Annotated in this window: 17 protein-coding genes; 10 read left to right on the forward strand and 7 right to left on the reverse strand. The window is 52.7% G+C overall.

Annotated elements, in window-relative coordinates:
* Positions 1-50: 50 nt before the first annotated feature.
* From B036_RS0103190 to B036_RS27885, 4 genes are all read left to right on the forward strand, one after another.
* Entirely contained in the window at positions 51-959 is a 909-nt protein-coding gene (locus B036_RS0103190; RefSeq protein WP_020567239.1) for an OmpA/MotB family protein, read from the forward strand.
* Between the two features lie 324 nt (positions 960-1,283).
* A complete protein-coding gene (locus B036_RS27880) occupies positions 1,284-2,210 on the forward strand; it encodes a methyltransferase domain-containing protein (protein WP_083926115.1) in 927 nt (308 codons plus the stop codon).
* A gap of 111 nt (positions 2,211-2,321) precedes the next feature.
* Entirely contained in the window at positions 2,322-3,170 is an 849-nt protein-coding gene (locus B036_RS0103200) for a methyltransferase domain-containing protein (protein ID WP_020567241.1), read from the forward strand.
* Between the two features lie 189 nt (positions 3,171-3,359).
* Entirely contained in the window at positions 3,360-4,220 is an 861-nt protein-coding gene (locus tag B036_RS27885) for a homogentisate phytyltransferase (RefSeq protein WP_020567242.1), read from the forward strand.
* Positions 4,221-4,370: 150 nt separating this feature from the next.
* Here B036_RS27885 and B036_RS0103210 read toward each other — a convergent pair whose 3' ends face one another.
* The 3 genes from B036_RS0103210 to B036_RS0103220 form a co-directional block, all read right to left on the reverse strand.
* Positions 4,371-5,519 (reverse strand): right-handed parallel beta-helix repeat-containing protein, encoded by a 1,149-nt coding sequence (locus tag B036_RS0103210; RefSeq protein WP_020567243.1) that lies wholly within the window; start codon positions 5,517-5,519, stop codon positions 4,371-4,373.
* Between the two features lie 117 nt (positions 5,520-5,636).
* On the reverse strand, positions 5,637-6,776 hold the full coding sequence (locus B036_RS0103215; protein WP_020567244.1) for a right-handed parallel beta-helix repeat-containing protein: 1,140 nt from the start codon (positions 6,774-6,776) through the stop codon (positions 5,637-5,639).
* A gap of 171 nt (positions 6,777-6,947) precedes the next feature.
* Positions 6,948-11,015 carry a hybrid sensor histidine kinase/response regulator transcription factor gene (locus B036_RS0103220; RefSeq protein WP_026231639.1) on the reverse strand — a complete coding sequence of 1,356 codons (4,068 nt, stop codon included), beginning with the start codon at positions 11,013-11,015 and terminating at the stop codon, positions 6,948-6,950.
* Between the two features lie 484 nt (positions 11,016-11,499).
* Here B036_RS0103220 and B036_RS0103225 point away from each other — a divergent pair, with 484 nt between their 5' ends.
* Both B036_RS0103225 and B036_RS0103230 read left to right on the forward strand, forming a co-directional pair.
* Positions 11,500-11,775, forward strand: a complete 276-nt coding sequence (locus B036_RS0103225) for a TIGR03643 family protein (RefSeq protein ID WP_020567246.1) — start codon at positions 11,500-11,502, stop codon at positions 11,773-11,775.
* A gap of 149 nt (positions 11,776-11,924) precedes the next feature.
* Entirely contained in the window at positions 11,925-12,680 is a 756-nt protein-coding gene (locus tag B036_RS0103230) for a PPK2 family polyphosphate kinase (protein ID WP_020567247.1), read from the forward strand.
* 273 nt (positions 12,681-12,953) lie between these two features.
* Here B036_RS0103230 and B036_RS0103235 read toward each other — a convergent pair whose 3' ends face one another.
* The 4 genes from B036_RS0103235 to B036_RS0103250 form a co-directional block, all read right to left on the reverse strand.
* Entirely contained in the window at positions 12,954-16,211 is a 3,258-nt protein-coding gene (locus B036_RS0103235; RefSeq protein WP_020567248.1) for a TonB-dependent receptor, read from the reverse strand.
* A gap of 144 nt (positions 16,212-16,355) precedes the next feature.
* The gene (locus tag B036_RS0103240; RefSeq protein ID WP_020567249.1) at positions 16,356-17,111 is read right to left on the reverse strand and encodes a DUF4197 domain-containing protein; all 756 of its coding nucleotides are present in this window, start codon (positions 17,109-17,111) and stop codon (positions 16,356-16,358) included.
* Positions 17,112-17,200: 89 nt separating this feature from the next.
* The gene (locus B036_RS0103245; RefSeq protein ID WP_020567250.1) at positions 17,201-17,902 is read right to left on the reverse strand and encodes a DUF2490 domain-containing protein; all 702 of its coding nucleotides are present in this window, start codon (positions 17,900-17,902) and stop codon (positions 17,201-17,203) included.
* 221 nt (positions 17,903-18,123) lie between these two features.
* On the reverse strand, positions 18,124-18,897 hold the full coding sequence (locus tag B036_RS0103250) for a Rossmann-like and DUF2520 domain-containing protein (RefSeq protein ID WP_020567251.1): 774 nt from the start codon (positions 18,895-18,897) through the stop codon (positions 18,124-18,126).
* A 414-nt stretch (positions 18,898-19,311) separates the two neighbouring features.
* Between B036_RS0103250 and selD the strand changes: the two genes are divergently transcribed.
* From selD to B036_RS0103270, 4 genes are all read left to right on the forward strand, one after another.
* Complete coding sequence (gene selD / locus B036_RS0103255) at positions 19,312-20,352, forward strand: selenide, water dikinase SelD (protein WP_020567252.1); 1,041 nt, start codon at positions 19,312-19,314, stop codon at positions 20,350-20,352.
* A gap of 290 nt (positions 20,353-20,642) precedes the next feature.
* Positions 20,643-21,131 (forward strand): hypothetical protein, encoded by a 489-nt coding sequence (locus tag B036_RS0103260; RefSeq protein ID WP_020567253.1) that lies wholly within the window; start codon positions 20,643-20,645, stop codon positions 21,129-21,131.
* Between the two features lie 94 nt (positions 21,132-21,225).
* On the forward strand, positions 21,226-22,782 hold the full coding sequence (locus tag B036_RS0103265; RefSeq protein ID WP_020567254.1) for an FAD-dependent oxidoreductase: 1,557 nt from the start codon (positions 21,226-21,228) through the stop codon (positions 22,780-22,782).
* 71 nt (positions 22,783-22,853) lie between these two features.
* Positions 22,854-23,741, forward strand: a complete 888-nt coding sequence (locus tag B036_RS0103270; protein WP_020567255.1) for a hypothetical protein — start codon at positions 22,854-22,856, stop codon at positions 23,739-23,741.
* The last annotated feature ends 138 nt before the right edge of the window (positions 23,742-23,879 follow it).

The following is a 23,879-nucleotide window of genomic DNA, read 5'->3' on the forward strand; positions in this document are numbered from 1 at the left end:
TGCCGATAATTAACCAACAACTTTACAGAGAACCAACAACCACCCAAACTATGCGTATCCTATTTTTAGTCAGTCTAGCCCTGATGGTTAGCTTTTCTTCTTGTGTGAGCAAGAAACAATACGATGAGTTGCAGGCCTCCACTGCCGCTAAACTCGATGCTCAACAGCAAGCTATTTCCAAGCACAACCAGGAAATTAACCGTTATGCCGAACGCCTCGCTGAGTGTGAGCGCCGAGAAGCAGTGGTGATCACTCGCGTGGAAAATGCGGAATCTCAGATCCGTAACCGCGACGAGCAAATTACCGACTTACGCAAGCAGCGTGATCAGCAGGTTACCCAAGTAGGTGATTTGACGGTATTGAGCCAAGGTGCCAACCAAAACATCAACAATACGCTCAAGCAGCTGGAGGGCAAAGACAAATACATTCGCCTGCTGCAAAACGCTAAATCTAAGGCCGACTCTATCAACCTTGCTTTGGCCGTTAACCTGAAAAGCGTACTTCGTGATGGCATCAATGACCAGGACGTAGACATCAAAGTTGACAAGACCGTTGTTTACATCAACCTCTCTGATAAAATGCTGTACAAAAGTGGCAGCTACGAGATCACCAGCCGTGCCGGTGAAGTGCTGGAAAAGATCGCTGCTATTGCTAAGAGCCGACCTAACCTCGACCTGATGGTGGAGGGGTACACGGACAATGTGAGCATCAATACCAACTGTATCAAAGACAACTGGGACCTCAGCGTACTTCGCTCCACCTCCGTAGTTAAAGCGCTGCAAAACACCTACGGCATTGATCCTAACCGGTTGATCGCTTCGGGCCGTGGTGAGTACAATGCACTTGTTGGCAACGATACGGCTGAAGGTCGTAGCACTAACCGCCGTACGCGGATCATCCTGCTGCCTAAGCTCAACCAGTTCTACGACTTGCTTGACCCAAAGCAGGTACCTGAATAGTCAGGAGAATCGGTCGTAGTCCACGATCAAATTACGGCGGGCTCTATCGGCAACGGTGGGGCCCGCTGTATTTAGGGGACAGAATTCAGGGCTTTCATCCTAGGCGGGCCAACGGCCCTACTGTAAGGGTACTGGCAAGGTGTCAAAAAGTCCCATCGGAAAAGGCCGCTGCGCAGCGCGCAAAGGAGTAAAACAAGTTAGTACATCCTGAGACTTGAAACCTTTATCCTAATTGCTGATCCCTGAATTCTGAATCCTAAAATACTGATCGCTGAACACTTTCTTCGTAGCTTACCCCTCCCTTAAACCAAATATTTTCATTCCATGCGTCTAATGCAACATAAGCGCGAAGCCTATTGGTTCTATCGCTATCTTTCTATTTTCTATGATAAGCTGGTAAATCCTTTATTCTGGACAGAGCGGATGCGCGAAAAATCGCTCGACGTAGGTTACTGGGATGAAGGAGATGACCTGACCGTAATTGACGTTGGCTCAGGCACAGGATTCACCACGGAGGGCATAGTACGTCGGGTACCGGCACGCAACGTAACCTGTGTGGATCAAAGTCCCCATCAAATGGAGCACGCCAAAGTAAAGCCAGCGTTGGCGGGCTGTAGCTTCCAACTTGGTGATGCAGAGAACATTCCTTTTGCCGATGATACTTTTGATCGCTACGTGTCTGCCGGATCCATCGAGTACTGGCCAGATCCTCAGCGTGGTCTCAACGAAGCTTACCGCGTCATCAAACCTGGTGGCTGGGCGCTGATGATTGGCCCGCTGGAGCCAGTTAATCCGATCAGTAAGTTTGCCGCCAATACCTGGATGCTATTTCCGCCAGAAGAAGATTACTTCCGCTTCATGGAAACGGCGGGGTTTGACCGCATTGACTATACCTACGTAGCGCCACAGTGGCAACGCAACGAACGCTACGGTATCGCCATCGTCGGCCGTAAACCAAAAGCAGGTAAAAGCCCGAACCACTATGAGGCAGTGGCGGAAGAGCAATCTCTGGTCGCCGTTTCTAATGAAGGTATGAGCCTCGGCCGTGGCATGTTGCTGGCCGGCCGCGTGCTGGCGGGTTCTGCTGCTGGTTTCATCTTTATTCCGATGGCTCTGGTCGCCTCCATAACCGCGCCACTGCGCGGTATCGATGCCAAGCCCGAACCATTGAACAAGCACCAGAAGGTGGCTTTAGCGGCGGTTGGAGTTGTGGCGGCCATATTCATCGTCAACCGGATTACCCGGAAATAATCAAGTTTTCACGTCATCGGGTTTTCAAGTTGTCGAGTTTTCTGGTTGTCAAGTTTTACCCATCCGACAACCCGACAACCCGATAACCCGACAATTCGACAACCCAACAACATGAACCTCAACACGCGAATTAAAGACTTCTATGACGCTTCCACACCCCTGTGGTTGAATACGTGGGGAGAGCAGATGCACCATGGCTTTTACGGCCAGGATGGCAAGCGGAAGGTTGGCCATCAGCAGGCTCAGCTTGATATGATTGAGGCCATGCTGGAATGGGGGCAGGCACCGGCCAGGGTTCGAAGGTTTCTGGATGCGGGTTGCGGTGTTGGTGGTAGTAGCCGATACCTGGCGCTGAAGTATCCTGCTGCTCTGGGATTAGGGGTTACACTGAGCCCGGTGCAGGCACAGAATGGAAGAAAGTATAATGAGGAGGCCGGGGTAGGGGACCGGCTGGCCATACGTGCTCAGGACGTCTATTCATTAGATGAGGAAGAGGACGGCCCTTTCGATCTCATCTGGAGTATGGAAAGCGCCGAACACATGGAGGACAAAGTTGCCTTGATGGACCTTTTCAACCGGCTGCTAAATCCGGGCGGGCAATTGATCATGGCAACTTGGTGTCACCGTCCGGAGCCTCCAATGTTGACCAAAAATGATCATCGGGTACTAGGTAAAATTTGTGACCTTTATCACTTACCTCCGCTGGTGAGCGTCCCGGTGTTGGGCGAAGCCGCAACCCAGGTGGGATTTACCGATGTGGTGACCGATGATTGGTCCGCAGCAGTAGAGCCATTTTGGGGCGCTGTAATAAATTCCGGGCTCGATCCGCGCAACTGGCCGGGTTTGATCCGTGCCGGATCAAGTACCATCAAAGGTGCCTGGGCCATGAAATATATGAAAGAGGGCTTCCGTACGGGGGCGATTCGCTACGGCGTACTGCGTGCCACTAAAAGTAAGTAGAGTCAGTAGTTAGTGGGTAGTACGTAGTGCCTGCATGCATGCTACCGCAAGTACAGGCAGCCACACGGCGCTTACCTTATTTATTCAATTTTTTAAAGCGACTGGGATATTAGCTTTTCGGTCACGCAGGATACACGGCACTACATACTACCTGCTACCCGCTACTGACTACCCACTACTTACTACAATATGATCACTTTTCTCCGTTTCGGCCGGGCACATACGCTGATTGGTACTTCGCTTTCGTTGTTGGCACTGTACCTAATGGCGTCCCGGCACGTGGGCGCGCATGACTGGCTGATGTTTGGCCTTAGTTTGTTCAGCTGCCTGGCGGCCAACGTCTACATCACCGGCCTGAACCAAGTGACGGATGTGGAGATAGACCGGATCAATAAGCCTTACCTGCCACTTGCGAGTGGAGCTTACACTATGCAAACTGGTAAGCTGATCGTAGGGGTTTGTGGTGTTTTAGCGGTAGTGTCGTGCCTGATCTACCGACCGTGGTTAATGGCTACGGTCCTGTCTAGTCTCGCCATCGGCACGGCTTACAGCTTAGAACCCATTCGCCTTAAGCGGTACCATTTCTGGGCAGCGTTCTGCATAATTGTCGTTCGCGGATTGATCGTTAATTTGCTGCTGTATTTGCACTTTCGAACGGCATTAGGGGCGGGGCCGCAGGTGCAAAGTTCGGTTTGGCTGCTGACCGCGATCATCTTCGTTTTCGGCGTCATCATTGCCTGGTTTAAGGACCTTCCCGATACCGAAGGAGACGAAGCTTACGGTATCAAGACCCTGACTTTGCTGCAATCTCGGGAGTGGGTCTATTCCCGGGGAGGGTTGTTACTCACCCTTACCCTGTTTTTGGCCGCCGCTTACAGTTTCTGGGTAGAATGGATATGGCTCGGCCTCGGACTGACAGTGCTACTGGCGGGCTACCGGTTTATTTCTTCCCGCCTCGACTTGTCCGACCAAGCCTCCATCGCCCGCTTTTATCAGGGGACGTGGGTGGTGTTTTTCGGCGTGTACATCGTGTTTGGGGTTTTGGGGTAGCCGCTAGGTTGCCCGGACGTCCAAAGCTGTATTTTGCCAGGAAGAAGTCCCAACCCCACTCCGTAGAAATGAGGTTGAAAGTGTCCAGGTTCGGGTCGAAATCAGCGGTATCTCCATACCACCCCGTCAACAATAAGTTGCCGTCCTTATCTAGAGGCAACTCGCTTCATTCGCTGGTAAGGCGATCCCTCCAATCACCCAATTGCCCCGGCCGCAATCCTGGTAGACGTCTTCCTCGTTTACGAGTACGATATTCTCGAAGGTTTCCAATAGTGGAAAACCCAGGTTGAACCGATTTGTCTCGGCAGCAAGTTCATAATCGAATAAGCCGGAAGCGCCGGCGCGGTTAAGGACCAATAAATTATTGTTGGCCTCGCCAAGCAATTGGAAGTTGAATTCGAGATTGTTGTACGAGTTATTGCGGAAGACAACGCTCTGGGTAGCCGCGACATCAGACCCCGATAATTCGCCGCTGGGCAAAAGCCATAGCCCCTGTGGTGCGTCGCTAAGGACAAAGCCCGTAAGGTTAGCGAAGCATTCATTATTGGCTACGAGGGTGTGGCGACTGCTGGCCCAGATTCCTGCTTGGTAACCAGTGACCGTGTTGTTGCGAACCCGGGCGTGGTCGCCTTTCATGGTCACAATGCCTGTAGCAAAAGGGGTGTCCGGGCGCGCGTAGAGCGCCTGAGCTATGAAGCGGTTGCCTGCGATAGATACGTAGTCACTACCCTCGAGAAGAACCCCGAATTGGTGGTTGGTAATGGTGTTATTCGCAATGATCGACCGTTTGCTGTCCTCCACCAGGACCGCTACGCCGCCCACGCTGCCCGATGGGCGGATGTCGATTCCGGCGATGAGCGACTTGGGCGCATTACGCAGGTGCAGGGCGGGGTCAAGAAAGCCGGCAATGATTTGGTAAGTTGTCGTGGTTACCTCGAGTACGGCTCCCTCCTGCCCGAGCAGATTGAGGGTATAGGGGATGACCACAGAGGACGATTCCCGGTGGAGGCCACTGGCCAGCCGCACCGTTCCTCGGGGGCCAGCTGCTGCGATGGCTGCCGCAAGTGCATCGACGGAACCCGCCGGTACGGTCACTACCGCTGCTTTTTGGTTAGACCCAAGCCGGGTCTCCAACTGCTTTCGGTCGGCGGCTAATTCGGCTTCCGCCTTATCGACTTTGGCCCTTACGGACGATAGGTCTACCACCGCAGCATCGACGGGAACGAGGCGGTCGGTTTCACAGGAGGATACCCCGCAAGCAAGGCAGCACAAAAAGAAAAGATAGGATAGCGTACGCATGATCTATATTGGTTAAGGTTGAGAGGTAAATGAGGAGGATGTAGCATATCCGGTAGTGGCCCCACGGTATTGATGGGACCACTATCAGATAAGCAGGGAATATGAAGCAGAGAATCCTTAGAAACAATTTACCTCATCGGCTGGCACCTCCTCGCCTCCCCAGATGGTGTTATCCGTGCCGCAATCGACGTAGGTATCTCCGGCGGGCAGCAGCGCGCGGTTCCTGAAAGTCTCCGGCAGGAGAAAACCCAGTGAGTACCGGTCGGTCTCCATGGTGAATTCGTAGTCAACCCGGCCGGCATTGTCGGTACTGTTGAAGACGAGCAGGTTATTATTTGCTCCATCGATCGCTTGGATGTTGACGTCAAGGTTGTCATGCGCACTGTTCCCAAATACCAGGGTACGGAAGGCTGAAAAGTCCGAGCCGGAGAGCTCCCCACTGGGGAGTTTCCAGGTGCCCGGCGTCGCCCGGCAAAGCACTAAGCCGAGGAAGTTAGTTTGCATTTCATTGCCGATCACCCGGCCGAAGCGGCTACAGGCCCAGATGCCGATGAAAAATCCAGAGACGTCGTTGCCGGAGACGCCGGCCCGGTCCCCCTTCATCGTCAGGATCCCGGTGGCGAAGGGAGCCTCGTTGGTCTGCCAGAGTGGAGTGCCGATCACCTCATTGCCGATAATAAATACCCGGTCGCTCGCTTCCAGCAATACCCCGAACTGGAACTGGTCGATCCGGTTTTCCCGGAGGTAGGTCCGCGGACTATCCTCCACCAGGATGCCCACGCCTCCGGCCACGCCGGTAGGACGGATCTCGATGCCGGTGATGTAGGTACGTGGAGCGTTTAGGACATGTATGGCGGGATCGAGCGAAGTCGTTGCGAAATTATGCAGGCCGGTGGTGACCTCCAGTACCGCCCCGGCTTGCCCGATTAACTTGAGCTGGTGAGGAATGAGTACGGTAGCCGATTCAGTATGGACACCACTTTCGAGTACTACGGTGCCGCCTCTGCCGGCTTGCGCAATGGCTGCAGCCAGGGCATCCACGGAGCCGCCGGGGACGCTTACGGCTTGGCGTTTAGGGAAGGAAGTAACCTCCTTTTTCCGCTCGGTCAGCTCGGCTTGGAATTCCGCCTCGAGCTTATTGGCTTCCGCTTCTAAGGCGGCAGCGGTGTCGTCTGGTGTTGTTATCTGAACAGGTGCTACTTCGCAGGCGAAGCAGAATAAGAAAACAAAGGAAAGGCAGTGGGTAAGGTAACGCATGGTATGGGTGGTGTTGTAATGGGTGAATCAGTTGGTGTTTGTCTCTCCGGACAAGCTGGGATAAAATTATTTACTCCCTTCCCCTGACCGCCCGGAGGTATGTTGCAAATACCCGGATTATTGGTGCATTTGGCTCTTTTACGGAAGATTTAGCTTTGTTCTGGCTTGCCTTTATTTCCCGTTCCGGTAGGCCGAAGGCGTGCGCCCGATTTCTTCCCGGAATACCCGGGAAAAGTAATCGGGGTCCCGGAAACCACAGTCGTAGGCAATTTCGGCGATCGTCAGGGAGCTCTCCCGTAGTAGGGTTCGGGCTTGCTGTATACGGACTGAACGAATAAATCGAGTGGTATGCATGTCCACTAGTTGGTGCAGTTTCCGGTGTAGCTGGGACCGACTGAGGTGGACCTCGCGGGCCAGGTCCTCTACACTGAAATCGGGGTCCGACAGGTGAGCCTCTACAACGGTCCGGGCGCGGATGATGAAGGCGTGCTCTTCGGGTTGTTCCGGAGGAGGAGCCGTTAAATCCGGAGGCGCAGTACCGAGCAGACCACGATAGTAGGTCCGTAAACGATCCCGTTGGCGCAGTAACTGTTCACAGCGAGTACGTAGTTCCCGGGGGTCGAAGGGTTTGGGAAGGTAAGCATCGGCGCCCCGGGAGAAGCCTTCGAGCCGGGAGGCCAGATCAACCCGGGCCGTAAGCAGAATGACGGGAATATGGCTGGTGGAAGGTGCCGCTTTCAGTCTTTGGCAGACCGTAAAGCCGTCCATCCGGGGCATCATCACGTCGCTGACGATCAGGTCGAATTCCTGGTCGTCGGCCAGCTCCAACCCTTCAACTCCGTCCCGGGCCATGGTAAGTTGGTAGTTATCCGCCAAACAGGCGCGGAGGAAGCGGCGTAAATCATCGTTATCTTCGATGACTAGGACGGAGTGGTTGGTGGGCGCGGCCGCAGGTGCCGGGCCGGTTACCCCATCCGCCGGCAAAGGGATGGCCTCCAAAGTAGGGGACTCCTCCAGAGGAGCGGACTGGCTGATGGGCAAAAGCAGGGTGAAGACAGCTCCGGCCCCGGGGGCGTTCTCCGCCCGGATGCTGCCCCCCATCAGCTGCACAATTTCCCGCACCAGGGCCAGGCCGATACCCGCCCCACCTTTATTATGGGTAGCCCGGTGGAAACGGTCGAAAATTAACGGTAGCTCCTCCGGCGGGATGCCGGGGCCGTTATCCCGTACAGTGATCTGAAGGTACTCGTCTTCAGCAGTGACCAAGAGGTCAGCGCTTAGTTCGACCCAGCCTCCGTCCGGGGCATGCCGTACGGCGTTAACCAGCAGATTGCTGAGGACCCGCTGGAGCCGCTCTGCGTCAAAGTCCATCCACTGCACCTGCATCCGTGCCCGAAAACGCAGCTCAATGTCGCGCGGCTGGGCGAGTGATTCGAAGGCCTCCAGGTTGTACCGAAGGAAAGGAAGAATGTCGGCCAGGCGGGGCTTCAGCTTCAGGAAACCGCTGTCCGCCTGGGCCAGCTCCAGGAGTTGATTGACGAGCCACAACAGCCGCTGCCCACCGTTACGGATCCGTTGGGCACGCTCCCGCGCCCGGCCGGAAAGCTGGTCGTAGAGGGCCTGTCCGTCACCCAGAATAAGCGTCAGCGGTGTTCGGAACTCGTGGGAAATATTAGTGAATAAGTGGGTTTTAGCAACGTCCAGCTCCTCCATGAACTGCCGCTCGGCTTGCTCTCGCCGGCGGGCTAACTGCTGCCGGAAAAAGTAATAAACCAGGCCCAGAAACAAGGCCAGGTAAGCGACGTAGGCGTAGGCATTCGCGTACCACGGCTCCCGGATGCGCAGGGAGACCACCTCGCGCGGGGGCGTGGTCGCGCCATCGGAATTACCGGCGATCACGGAGAGTTGGTAATTGCCGGACGGAAGATTGGGGTATTCGAGGGGCTGCCCTGGCAGCGCTACGCGCCATCCGGCGTCGAAGTTGCCGAGGCGGTACCGCAGTTGGTTCCGCTCGGGAGATTTATAGTGGAGGGCGGCGACTGAAAACGTCAGGTCGTTTTGGTAATGGGGTAGGGCAAGGACTTCGGAGGCTGTTTCTGGCAAGGGTTGCCCGCGACCATTTACGGTTACCGCCTGTAGTACGATCGCCGGTGGCACAGTGTCGTACCGGATTTTTGCGGGTTGAACGGCGAAAAGCCCTCGCTCGTTAGCGAAGAACAGTTCGCCGGTTCCATCGTGCCGGTAAGCAAACATTTCGTGGGCGTACCAATCTTCCCCCGTGTCGAGCCAGGTCGAAGCAAAGAGGCGGTGTTTAGTGTGGGAACTAAGCGGATCTACGGCGGTAAGGCCTTTTTCGGCGGCAATCCAGAGGAGACCTCGCTTGTCCTCCACGAGCGCTCGGGGGAAGCGCAGTCCGTCCTCGTCCAGGCTGGGTTCGGATAAAATTTCCCCGCTTTGTGGGTCATAGTGTAGGAATCCGGCGTCGGTAGCCAGCCACAGCTTGCCATCTTCCGCTACGGAGAAACGCCGGATCGTCCGGCTCATCGGGTGGGCCGTAAATTTCCTGGTGTTATCGTCCCACTCCACCAGTCCCGCAAAGACACTGGAAAGCCAGAGTTGCCCCGGACGGGTGCCTTCCTGAAGATCGGTAATGCTACCGAAGGCAAGATTCGGTTGCCCATCCGGTGCCTCCACGGGGTCACTGAAGAACCGCTTGATGTCTCCGTTTCCGTTCAGCGGGATGGTACAGATTCCCTTGCCGAAGCAACTCAGCCACAGGTGCTCCCCAAAGCGACGGACAGTCAGGTACACGGAGTAATCCGGTAGATCCATAAAGGGGTGTATAATTGTTACCGCTCCGCCGTCCAGGGGAACCCGGTACAGGGACTGCCCGGCGACAGCGTAGATTACTCGCTCGTCGGGCGTGGTTGCTAAACCGAAAATGCGCGGCGCAGGATTCCTGCCGGCGAGGAAGGGAAGCGATACGGGCGTGAGTTTCTCCGCGGCCCGATCCCATTGCCAGAGCCCTTGGGCCGCCGTGCCCAGGAAGATGAGATCGGATTTGGAACCTACCAACGCGGTGATGCCGCCGGAGTTGAAATCCGTACCTGGGGGGAGCATCCCCTGCAGGTCCACCCGCCTTACATTTGGCGGGGAGGGATCGATGATCTGTAAGCCCCGTCGGAAGCCCCCGGACCAGATTCTCCCGCGCCAATCACAGTAGAGGTCATTGGCACCGGGCAGTTGGTCAGTGCCATTAGCGGTGGTTGCTACCGCGCGCCGGTAGCGCTCCGTTTCCGGGTCGAATACCCAAAGTCGCGATGCGGGATAGCTACCAACGTTGAGCCATAGTCGTCCTTCCGGATCAATTGTCGGGCTCCCCATAAAGTTAAATGACGGCCCAGGCGGAGGATAAAATTTGGTCTGACCGGTGGCTGGATCAAAACGGATCAGGCCATAAAAAGTGGTTACCCACAAACAGTTGCGGGCTTCGTCTTTGACCATGCCAAGAGCATTATTCCCCTCCGGGAGCTTACTCCAGCGATGAGTGACGAAAGATTGGCTGTCGGGCTGGTAGCGAACCAGCCCCTGCTCCGTGGCCAGCCATAGCCGACCGGCATTGTCATGGCAGATGCCTTTCCTCAGGGCGTTTGTGGGCAGGGAAGTGGTGTCTCCGGGAAGGCTTAGAAAATGTCGGTAGGGGACCGTGTCCATGCCGGTTGTCTGCAGGTCATACCGGAATAAACCCGCAGCGCTGGTCGCTACCCACAGGTATTCACCAGCCTCCTCGTGCAGCGCCACTACGCCCACGCTGTCCGGAATAGCTCCTCCAGGTCGATCATCTCTGGGCGCAAAGGCCCTGAAGATGTCCTGACGTGCGTCGTACCGGAACAGTTTGCCAGCCGCAAGTTGGTATCCCAACCATAAGCTGCCGCTCCCTCCGGCATAGAGGATAGGCGATTCCCGCGTCGAGGATTCCGGATCGTGGGCGCGCGAGGGGTAGTAGCTCTTCATCCCGATACCGTCGTAGCGGTTAATTCCATCGTTGGTCCCCAACCAGACGTAGCCCCGCTGGTCTTGGGTGATGTTGATGACGGTAGGGTTGGATAAGCCATCCGTCACCGTAAGGTTGCGGAACCGGCAGGGTAGGTCCTGAGCAAAGGTGGACCAGCTCAGTAATAAGACCAGGTAGGGGCAAAGCAGAGTGCGCACAATGAGGTAACTATAGGGCTTTAACAAATATATGGGAATTTTCCAACGTGCTATCAGTCGATTGGGAGGGGCGCGCTTGCAATTTGTCATGCACACGATTGCGAGGACCCAGCGCCAAGAATGATCAGGTTACTCATCTTAGCCAGTAAATCATCAGTCCATGCTCCGCTACCTGCCCATCCGCCATTAGGCAGAAGTCGATTTCCTTGAACTTCGCCGCGTCATTGTTGATCACCCGTTGATCGGACGATACTTTTAGGATTCAGTGTACAGTGTTCAGGGGAAAGAGGTCAGAATTAAGGGGGGCAGGATTTAGTGTTTAGCAATCAGACTTTAGGATTCAGTGAGTAGTAATTAGCTTCCTACCGTATAGGAATGAACAGTTTCCTGTTTCCGGTATTTAGAAGTACTCAAGTTGGTGCATCCTAAACGCTGAGCCCTAATCTCTGAATCCTGAAGACTGGCCCCTGATCCCTAAATCCTGATTACTGACCCCTGAATCCTAAACACTATGCTTACTCCCGAAGAAACCGACCGCATCATCGCCATGGCCTGGGAAGACCGTACCCCCTTTAGTGCCATTGAATACCAATTTGGTTTAACGGAAGCTGACGTTATCAAGCTGATGAAGCGTGAACTTAAGCTGAACAGTTGGAAACGCTGGCGAGCCCGGGTTCAGGGCCGCAAAACAAAGCACGTCAAACTTAGGGAAGACGGCGTGGAACGTTTCAAGTCGAAAGCTCAGAAGCAGATCACTTACAACAAAATCTCTAAGAAAAAGTACTGACCCTATAGCGCGCCGCCCTGAGTAATCCAGCATTTCGGTGGCTGGCGAACCAGCCATTGGAATCATTGAAGTAAGATGAAGGCCTCCCACCTTCCCTACTACCATATCCGCAACGTAATCCCTACCTTCCCGGCCTAAACTAATTACCTATGGCCAAAATTGACCTCGACAACATCCCAACTACTGCACCTGAAGGCCTGACCAAAGACGACGCCAGAGACATTTCCCGGGACCGCGCAAAACGAATTGCCGAACTCCAGGCCAAGATGTTGGCAGAAGGGAAGCACTCTTTGCTAATTGTGTTTCAAGGAACGGACGGGAGTGGTAAGGACGGTGCAATGCGCCGTGTTTTCGGACAGTGTTCTCCCTTTGGCGTCCACGCTGTAGGCTGGAAGAAGCCTACAGATAAAGAATTTGCCCATGATTTTCTTTGGCGTATTCACAAGGAAGTTCCGGCAAAAGGAGAAATCGTGATTTTTAACCGCAGCCACTACGAAGACGTTTTGATTCAACGGGTTCACGGGTGGATTGACGAAGAAAAGGTAAATCGGCGGATTGAAAGCATCAACGCTTTCGAAAAGCTGCTGATGTACGATAATAATACCACCATCCTTAAATTCTACCTGCACATCAGTCGTGAGCAACAGGAAATTGAATTGATGGAGCGGGTTAATGAGCCAGAAAAGCACCACAAGCATAATGATGGCGACTGGGTGGAACGCCGGCACTGGGACAAATACCGCGCAGCCTACGAAGACGTCATCAATCGTAGTGAAATACCCTGGCACGTTGTTCCGGTAGACCAGCGCTGGTACCGGGATTATGTCATGACGGAGATCGTCCTTAATACCATGGAAAGCTGGAACATGGAATGGCCGGAACTCAAGACGGAAAGGGAATGGTAATTAGCGAGTTAGAGAATGGGAGAATTAGAGAAGGAGAGAATAATGGAAGTAGTTAATAAGCGAATAGCTGTCGCCGTGGCCACTCACTACGCTGCGCTTGTTTGCCTGTAGGATGAGATCGCGCAGCGATACGAACGGTGCTTACGGTAACCATTCTCTTATTCTTCCATTTAATAATTCACTACGCCGGCCAAAAAGAAAGCCCCCGATTCCACAAAATGCGGAATCGGGGGCTTCTTTATTCAGGTAACTGCCGAAGCAGCGTCGGAATCTTTAGAAGATGTACTTAACACCAACCTGCATCCGCCAGGCACTACCGAGTACGTCGGAAGTGTAACGGTATGTAGTAGTTGGGAAGTCACTGGTACCAGGAATGGTATTCAGGCGGTACAGTGGCTCGCCGTTGTCAGTAACCCCACGGTAGCTCAATGGGTTGCTCTGGAAAGGAACCTGAGCTACGCCCCAGTTGCTATTGAAGAGGTTACCGATGTTCAGGATATCAACAGTAAGGCGGAGCTTGTTGGATTCCGTCTTGGTGAATTTGATGTCCTGAGAGATGCGGAAATCGAAACGGTGCACCCAGGGGGCAATAGCGCCATTACGTTCGGTAACGCTTCCACGCTGCTCACTGAGGTAGTCGTCCTGATCGATGTAAGCATCAAAAAGGGTGCGCTGGTCCTGCTCAGAGAAATCTACTCCGTTAATGGTAACTGGCTCGAAGTTGAGTTCGCTTGCATTGTTAGGTACGTAAATCAGACGGTCGGAATTGTCACCAAAGTCACCTGCGTAGGTGTAAGAGTAACGGAAGGCGTTACCACCATCGTAGAACAGTCCAAGGGCAGTACCACCAATTTGGTAAGAGAGGTTACCCACTACGCGGTTAGGCGCGTCGAAACCTGCAAAGCCCAATTCCGGATCGTTGCGGTTTTCCTGTACTACTGAAGGCCAGAGAGAAGCAGCCTGTGAACCACCGGCAGCATCAAGGTCACGTGCCCGTGAGCGCGTGTAAGCAGCCATAGCGTAGAAACCATTGTCAAATTGCTTCGAAAGGGAAGCAGTAATGGCGTAGTAATCAGCTTTGCGGGTTGCATTGGTCAGCAGGAATACGTTCCGGAAGTCATCGTCGTTGCTGTAAGCACTTGTCCAGTAGCCGCGTTGGTCAGGACCGCTGAAAGTTTCGTCCGGAGCACGAAGTACTGGGTTGAAAGCAATCGGCGTTTGTACGTCTTTGTTGTAGATGAATTCCAGGGTACCCTTAACACCAAATGGCAGCTGCTGGTCAACACCAACGTTGGTACGCCAAACCTGTGGAAGCTTGAAGTTCGGATCGGTAACGTTCAACTCGTTAGATAATGCAATCTCTGGGTTCTCCGGAGCATAAGCAGTTACGTCGGGGTTGAAAGTGATGTTTTGATCAATAACCTCCTGGCCTTCGAAACCAAGACCGCCGCGAATAACGCCGGAACCGTTAATCTGGTTAGACAACCAAACGAAAGGAATACGACCAGAGAAGATACCCGTTCCACCACGAATTACCGTGCTGCGGTCACCGTTAAGGTCGTAGTTGAAACCTACGCGGGGAGAGAACAGTGGGTTTACCGTAGGAAACTGTGCCACATCAGGGGTGAAGTTGTCGCCCTCTGCGTTCTGGAATTCTTTGTTGAGTGCGTCCAGCAGCGGGTTGTTAGGAATGTCGATCGGGTAGAACGGCATATCCACACGAAGACCGGCGGTCAGCTTAAGGCGATCGTTGAACTGGTACTCATCCTGAATGTAAAGACCCAGCTGACCGAAGTTCGTTTCGTCCTCAGGCAGGTTGTTGGTGCCGTCGAGTGCGAAGCTACGAGCGTAAGCGATGGGGTAAACATTGGGGTTCTGGTTGATGACACCCTCAACGAAATCGTTGTAAGTAGCGTAACGGTAGAAACCGTTGAATACCGGGTTGAAGGCATTCACGAAGGTCATGTACTCGAAGTTTACGCCAGCAGTGATGGTGTGTGCGTCTTTGTACAGGGTAACGTTGTTGGTAATGTTCAGAACGTTGTTTTCCAATTTGTTACCAACCGTGAACAGCTCGTTACCAAGCGTCATGTAGTAAAGTGGCGTACCGGAAGCATCTGGCTCAAGTACTTCGATCATTGGGAAAGCCTGGTCTCCGGGAATACCACGCTTTGGATCGGCAACTCTGGTGTAGCCAATGTTGAACTGGTTGGAGATGTTGTCGGAGAAGATAGAGTTCAGTTCCGCAACGTAGCTGGTTACACGACGATCGTTGGTGTAGTTGTTGTTCCGGAAGTTGATGTTCTCAATACCCTGGCGTGAAGTGTTCCGGAAACGGGTGTTGATGAAACGTACAGAGTTTCCGTTTGTAGGCACATCGGAGAACGAAGTGTAGTCGTTGAAACGGGCGGTAAGCTTATGCTTCTGGCTGATGTTGAAATCGAGACGGAAGTTGATCCGCTCCTGCTCAGAGGCAAACTGGTAGCTATCGGGGGCACCAGTGTCGTAGCCATAGATGTTCTGAATTTGCTCGCGAACGAAGTTGGCTTCAGAAAGCGGTACACGGGAAATGATCAGGCCATCAGGCGTCTCACCTTCACGTGCAGCACGCTTGAGGAAAGAAGGAACAGCCTCTGTTTCTTTTTCGTAAGAACCGAAGAAGAAGAGTTTGTTCTTGATAAGTGGACCACCAATGGTGAAACCAAGAATTTCGTTCTTGGAGTCGCCAGCGTCTACTGAAAGCTCACCAGCTCTGGTTCCCTGCATCTGATCATTGCGAAGCAGGTAGTAAGCAGACCCTTTGAATTCGTTAGTACCTGACTTGGTCACGGCGTTTACGGCAGCACCAGTAAAACCAGAGTAGCGTACATCGTAAGGGGCAAGGTTTACACTCACCGCTTCGATGGCGTCGATGGAAATGGGGTTGCCACCGGCAAATTGACCACTACCCAGACCGAAGTTGTTGTTGTAGATGTTTCCATCAACGGTGTAGTTGTTGAAACGTGAGCTGGTACCAGCGAAAGATGTACCATTTGACTGAGGCGTCAGACGCGTGTAGTCATTAATGCTCCGGTTGATGGTCGGAAGACCTTCAATTTGCTCGGAGGTTACGTTGACGGATGCACCGGTCTTTTCGTCGGCGAACTCGGCGTTTTTAGAAGCGGTAACGACCAGCTCTTCAAGAACAACGGATCCGTCGGACAGTATGAAGTTGATCTTAGCCTGACCACCAAGGTTGAGGTTTACACCTTCCCGAATGTTTTCATCAAAACCAATGAAAGTGGCTGTGATGGTGTAAGGTCCGCCAACCCGCATACCCTGTATGGTGTAATAGCCGTTTTCGTTGGCTACGGTTCCATAGGTAGAGCCGGAGGGAGTGTGAACAGCAAGAACTGTTGCACCTGGCAATTCACCACCGTTAGAGTCGGTAATTCGACCGGTGATGCTACTGTTGGTGATTTGCGCATCCAGACCAAGGGAGACGCTTAAGATCACAAGCACTGTGAAAATAATCTGAGTAAAGATCCTCATGTAGGAGAAATTTGGATTAGTTGATTAAACCTTGGTGCACGAAGCACGAGCACCCTTAATTCGGCGCAAAGGTCCATCTCTTTCCATTAGCCAATGTTAACTTAATGTTAAGTCTTGGCTACTAATCTGTTCTCCTATGATTTATTAACGTTTGTCCCCTTTGTCCTGCCGGGCAAACACACGCTTTAACAGATCAGTATTTCGTAAAGCGGGGTTTTGGCGCAATTCGCTTTCTTTTACTTCCACTAAACCAAATAATCCTTCTAATGCCCGGTCAGTTACAAAAGCATCTAATTCAGGGTTAGTTTTTTTGACGAAGGGTATCTTATTGTAAGCGGTGACCACTTTATTCCAGTACTCGTTAGCGTTTACTTCATCAAGACTGGCCCGGATGATGGGTTGAAACTCCGCGGCAAGTGGCGTTGAAGTACTGCTTTGGAGGTAGCGCGTGGCCGCATCCTGTTCCCCAAGCAGAAGATTCATCGCATCCTTGATGGTGAGACCCTTTATGGCATCGACAAAGATGGGGCCAGCTTTTGTGGCGGCCAGCTCAGCTGCTTTATTGATCCGTTCCGTCAGGTCTTGCTCAACGTTACCAAATCCCGGTAGCGCACTAACCTTCTGAATAATGGTTTGTGCCTCCTCCGGCAGGAAAATCTTGTAGGGGCTGGCGTAGTAGCCATCTACGGCCGACAATGACGTGACGGCTTTGTCAACACCCTGGTTGAGGGCTTCCTTCAAACCATTGCCAATTTCTTCTTCTGACAGTGGATTCTTTCCACTAAGCACCGCATCGGCTTTATCGGAGGCTTGCTTGAGCAACTTGCCGAACTGGGCCTGGGCGGGAGCGGCAAAAAGCAGGGCCGCAAAAAGAAAGAGTACGGAGTAGCGAATACGCATGGTTGATCTTATTTGTTACGTTCAAAGGAACGATGGCTTCCAGCTTTAGGATGCATCCGGGCTGTTAAGGTTTACTTATTGTATTTAGGTTACCAGGTCACCGATCGCCCGAACGGACGACGATACTTCCACTTTCGGGTTCGGCTGTCGGGTAAAGTATAGTCGCCATACAGGCCGAAAATTGTAGTGGACCGAGGAGTTGCCTGATTGATCCGGTCCTCCTGCCGCCAGAATATTTCGAGCTTAAGGTGGTCCGTTGCTTTGTATTCCAGTCCTACCGTGTACCGTACCCGGCTCCATTCATCCCGCTGGTCAAAACGAAAGCGACCTTCGTATTCGCCAACGACGCCAACCCGATCACTTATTTCAGCCGCCAGGCCAATACGCGGACGTAGTGAAACCCTTCGGAGGCTACCGTCTTCTCCCGGAGGCCGGTCTTGCTGGTACCGTAGCCGACTTTCCAGGGTGAACGGACTATCGCCAAGCGGAAGCTTGTAGTTAAGGTCAGAAAAAACCCTCAGGGTTCCGGCATCACCATTTGCGGCCGGTTCAAATCTCGTGCCTGCAGTAATACTCAGGTTATTGGCCAGCGGCCGGTTACCGGCCAGTAGAAACAAAAAAGTACCGTCCGGGGAATCCGTGAGCGATCTGCGGTGCTCCGTTTCAATTACGTAGGCCCACTTTTTACTCACTTCATGCTCGAAGGAGACGCCGGTCCAGCTTTCCGTTTGCGCGGTTAGGATACAGGGGAGAAAGAAGGCTGATAAGAATAACCGTTGAGGTATAAGCATAGACATTGTTGCAGACAACACGGTGGTTGTGTCTTTGTTGGCTCCAGGGTGAATTTTGCTTATTGGGGTGGTGAAGGACTTCTTTAACTGATCCACTAATACATTGTAACATAAGGTTCGCTGCCAAAAATTAAAGCACCTTTTTACGTTTAGGGCGAGTGGGTCATAATTTAAGGCTAAAATCAACCAACACTTATTTTGAGGTATTTATCTAATATCCACTAGCCTGCCTGGTCAATTACCCCCTCTTTGATCAGGCGACTGATCTCCCGATAAATCAATGCTTTATCCGGGTGGGCCGTCAGCATCTCCAGGTGCCGGGCCACGGTGGCCACGTCGCCTCTGGCTGCAGGGCCCGACTGACTTTCCTTCGGGGCCATACCACTTTGTTTTAGCGCTGTATCACGGATGATGGGGAGCAAGGTTTCGAAAGGAATACCTACTTCCGTCACCAGCTCGTAGCTTATTTGGTGCAGCCAGTTTACGAAGTTGTTACTGAATACTGCCGCGAGATGGACCCGGGCGCGCTGTTTGTCGTTCATGGTAAAACTAAGGTCACTAAGCTTGCTACTCAACTCCCCCAGCACCTGCGTCAGCGCCTCATCTGAACCGTAATAGGCAAGCGGAATTTCCCGCCAGTCGCCTACGGTTTCGCCCTGGCGCAGCGAACGAATGGGCCAAAGCACCCCTCGCTGGCGGAAGTAAGGGTCAATCTGCGTCACTGGCGTGGTACCACTAGTGTGAACAATGGGAATACGGTCAGGAAAGGTATAAGACAGATTGGTGGAGACCATTTCAATGGCATCGTCAGGAACGGCAAGAAAGATGAGGTCCGGAGCCTCGGTCAGCTCATTCAGAGACATTACCCGTACCGGCCAGTCTGCCACAGTTTCCGGCTTCCGGCTCACCATGGTAACGGCGTAGCCGGCTTGTTGAAGCACCACGACCAGGTGCCAGGCCAGGTTTCCAGCTCCGATGACAACAATATTTTGCATAGCGGCGAAGGTAATGTGGCGCGAACGCAGGTGCAAGGAAGGGGTGTCAAATAGCCGTCACCGCACGATAATGGTAAAACGTACCTTTGCCAGCCAATAAACTAATAACGCGAATCAATAGCTAAAATGAGTACTGGTCTATTGAAACAGTCGCGACGACAAGCAAATAATTGAATGAGAGAAGGAGTGAATAGCTACCGCAAGTACCGTTCACTGCGCTACGCTTGCTCATCATGGCGAACGAACCGTAGCGAAGTGAGTGGTTATTGCGGTAGCCTATTCTCTCCTTCAATTATTCTATCACTCAATTATTAGCTGAATCCTAAGCTAGTTGTAAAGTAGAGAGACTCACATTAGCTCTTGATTCGCGTTAGTAGACCAATAGAACCAACAGACCAATAGTCCAATAGTCCAATGAAAGATATCAAATTAACCGAATACTCCCACGGCGCCGGATGTGGCTGTAAAATTGCTCCCGCTGTGCTTGACACCATCCTGGCCCAAACGGCTAAAGGCCCACATTTTCCCAATTTGCTGGTGGGCAACGACGAGCGCGATGATGCGGCCGTTTACGATCTGGGAGACGGGACGGCGGTCATTTCCACTACCGACTTTTTCATGCCCATCGTTGATGACCCGCTGACCTTCGGGCGAATTGCGGCGACCAACGCCATCAGCGATGTTTACGCCATGGGCGGAACGCCCATGATGGCGATTGCCATCCTCGGCTGGCCGATCGGCCAGCTGCCGCCCGAAGTCGCCGGTTTAGTGGTTGAGGGAGGACGACAGGCCTGCGCAGATGCCGGAATTCCACTGGCTGGCGGTCATAGCATCGATAGCCCCGAACCAATTTTCGGGCTGGCGGTCAACGGCCGGGTAGCTATCAAAAATTTAAAAAAGAACGGTGGTGCCAGGGTAGGAGACCAGCTATTTCTAACCAAACCAATTGGCGTAGGTATTCTCAGCACGGCTCAGAAAAAGAAAAAACTGTTGCCAGCGCACAGCCACCTGGCCGCAGACCAAATGGTGCGATTAAACAAAATTGGTGCAACGTTGGGTACGCTAAGCTACGTCCACGCAATGACCGACGTTACCGGCTTTGGCCTCCTTGGTCACCTTACTGAAATGTGCCGGGCAAGCGATACCACCGCTACCGTTCGTCTGACTGATGTACCGTTAATCGATGTCGATATTCTGGACCATTACCTGGCCGAAGGCTGTATACCAGGCGGAACCAAACGAAACTGGGCCAGTTACGGGCACCATGTATCACTGTCTTCCGACCGCCAGAAATGGCTGCTGGCGGATCCCCAAACCAGTGGAGGGCTGCTGTGCGCGGTGGCTCCGGAACATGCCAGCGAGTTCGCGGCGGTTTGTGCCGAGAACGGACATCCGGTTACTGCACTGGGGGAAATGGGCCCGTTGGAGGGAGCGACCCTAGTTAAGGTACAATAGCCTTCGGCTGCCTCAGTTTCAAGGAAAAGCAATTCTCCTATTACTACTGGATTGGGCGTAAGCCAAATTGTCGGACTGGTCGGGCGTAAGCACTCCAGTGCTACCGGTTAGTGCGACAATTGGTCTTATGCTCACTGAATTGGCGTTGCAGACGCCAGTTTTGGGCAACCTATTTTAATAAAAATACGTTAACTTATAGTAAATTCAATGTTAACTCAATGTAAAGTTTCTATATTTGTGTTCTTCTTTTAAATGACTTGGCAATTCGTTGCTAAAAAACTTATCGCCCTATGGCAACTAAATTACATAAAGAAAGCCAGCGTTTTACCGATAAGGTCGTCTTGGGTATGCTTGGCCTGGGGGTAGCCGCTTCATTATTTGGCACCCTGAACGCTTTGTTTGTTTCTGGTGAGCCTTACCTCAATGCTTTAGTTTATTTCTCCCTGGCCTTGGCAATGGGCGGCTGGATGTATTGGCTGATCAGCTTGCGGTTAAAGGTAAGTGTCAGCAATAAGAGCATTAAGTACACGATGTCTACTCCGTTCAACGAAGTATCCGAAAAGATTAAGTGGAAGGAGGTGAAAAAATGCACAATTGTGAAGACACCGAAAATCGCGCAGTGGCACGGAGCCAACCTCACGTATGGCGCAGAGTCACGTTTTAGCCTGTCGGGCCGCAGTGGTCTTTCACTTACGACCAAGAACGGTCGCAAGTACTTCATTGGGTGTGACGATGTGGATGAGTTGCAAAACGCGATGGGAAAACTAGCGGTTGGTTAAAATAGAACCGTCCTCAGGGCAGAAGGATGCACTACCGCTGAACAATTTCAGTACGCTACGACTTTCAGGGTCATAACCCAAAAGAAAGCCGAGTATGCAACCTGTTCTTAAATTGTCTTTACTTCCTAGCGGCCACAGCCACCAGGTCGACCACGGAAGTTATAAGGTCTTGCTAACCAACGTTGACGGCGTGGTCTACGCAGTTGAATCCAAATGTAGTCACTTCGGCCTTCCACTCAAGGACGCGGCCTTGTCCGGGCATCGCTTGAGGTGTCCTTTCCACCATGCTTGTTTTGATGTGCGGGACGGACGCCAGCTCGAAGCCCCCGGGCTCGACGGTCTGTTGACGTTCACCACTGAGGTTAAGAATGGGGAGATATGGGTATCCGATGATCCTTCCCCTGCTTCTAAACTTTCCTTTGCACCTGCGTCCGCGCCCAAAGAAAATACGCACTATGATTACGCTATTGTGGGCGGCGGTATTGCTGCGGCTAATGCCGTTGAAGGAATTCGTGAAACGGACGAAACCGGCAGCATTGTTCTGCTAACCCGGGAGTCGCTGCCACCTTACGACCGGACTCACGTAAGTAAGGCCTTGCTGGACGGAAATAAGGAGGTGGACGACCTCCCGTTGCGGCCCGCTGATTTTTATACTGAGCACGGAGTGGATTTGCGTACCAATTCTATAGTTTCAGAAGTAAACGTTGAGCAAAACACCATCAGCATTCTGGGAGGGCAATTCCTGACCTATGGTAAAGTACTCCTGGCTAGTGGTGGCACGCCACGCCATTTGGATGTGCCTGGAAATAGCCTGGGCGGAGTCTTCCTGATGCGCCGGGCCCAGGATGCGGAAGCGGTACGTGAAAAAGTGACTAAAGGATCCAATGTGGTCATCATTGGTGCTGGTTTCATTGGCCTGGAAGCAGCCATGAGTTTGGGTAAGCAGGGAGGGAGTATTACCGTTGTATCACCAGAAACTACCCTGTTTGTGAAGGTGTTTGGGGAGGAAGTAGGGCGTTATATTCAACAATTACACGAAAACGAGGGCGTAAAATTTGAACTGGGGCGGAGGATAAAAGAGTTACACGGTGAGCAAAACATCACTGCCGTGGAACTAGACGATGGCCGTACACTTGACGCTGAAGTGGTACTGGTGGGAATTGGCGTCGAGCCGGAAACAAGCTATTTAGTAGGGTTGGCTGCGGATAAGGATGGCGGAATCAGCGTAAATAATCACCTGGAGGCTGGCATGGCAAAAGTTTATGCTGCGGGAGACATCGCCCGCTACCCGGATCGTGAGGGTGCGGCCCGGATCGAGCATTGGAAAGTAGCCGCACAGCAGGGGCGGGTAGCTGGAAGAAATATGGCAGGGAACCGGGAAGCCTACACCATGATTCCCTTTTTCTGGACCAATCAACAGGGCGTTAACCTTCGCTACATTGGCCATGGAACCGACTATGATAAAATAGTTTACGACGGCACGCCCGGGGAAGGCCCTTTTTTGGCGTTTTACACTAAAGGTGAGCACGTTCAGGCAGTACTTGGCGTGAAGCGTGATAAAGATGTAGCGGCCATTGGAGAGTTGATTTTTGCTGGAAAAATGGTCGACTTTGATGACCTGGTGGGTGCTGATTGGAACAGCCTGTTGTAACAACTTGCAACTTTTTCAGCGCATTGCCCTGCGGAAACATATCTTTGCCGCCAGCCAACAACACCCCATTTATGCGTCATATCTTCAGCTTTGTCCTTTGCCTGTTTTACCTGGCGGGCATGCATGCTCAGTTGCCCAGTACTCAGGTTTATGTTTTTGACATCGCTACGGCCGATAGTGTCGTCACCTTCACCGAGCCTAAATACGTCACTGCTTTCAATCAGGGCGGATACAATAACCAGCCCTATTGGCTTGATCGCAACGTCCTTTTACTCTCCGTGCAACGCCCGGAAATGCAACAGCCCGATGTGTTTAGCTTCGACCTCAATACCCGCACCCAAACGCGGATGACGCGCACCCTGGCAGGAGAGTACAGCCCTAAGGGAATGGGGGATGGACGAAAATTTAGTGCCATTCGTCAGGAGTACCTTGGCCGGGACACTGTCCTGCGCCTTTGGGAATTTCCCACGAACCTGCAGGATAACGGACGCCCGGTATTCAAATACATCAACGGCATCGGTTATTACGAATGGCTCAATAGTGCCCAATTGGCGTTATTCCTGGTGGGTAACCCCAATACACTTGCAATCGCTTCAGCAGACGCAGATCGCCCGAGAACCCTTGCTAACAACGTAGGACGATGCTTTAAGCGGTTGCCCAACGGTAACCTGGCCTACGTCAGCAAGGATACGCCAAGTTGGACCCTGGTTGAACAAAACCTCTACCGCCTGACCGAAGCGCCTCGTGTGATCACTTCTTGCATCAGCGGCAGCGAAGATTTTGCTGTCTTACGTGATGGATCCTATTTAATGGCCGGTGGTTCAAAAATATACCGGTACGACCCCATCCGCAACCCACAGTGGCGGGAGGTCGTAGACTTACGCTTCTATGGCATTCGCAACATTTCCCGGATCGAATCCAATGGCTTCGGTAAATTGGCCATCGTAGCCGGAAATTAGGGGCAGAGATTCAGGGTTTAGTTTTCAGCATTCAGCTACAAATAATTTAGTACGTAGTATCCTAAATCGTAATGCTAAGAGTAAAACTTCATTTACTTAGGAACCAATTCCGGAACCTTGAGTCCTGAACCCCGAATA

It is taken from the genome of Neolewinella persica DSM 23188, from assembly GCF_000373105.1.
Classification (GTDB): Bacteria; Bacteroidota; Bacteroidia; order Chitinophagales; family Saprospiraceae; genus Neolewinella; species Neolewinella persica.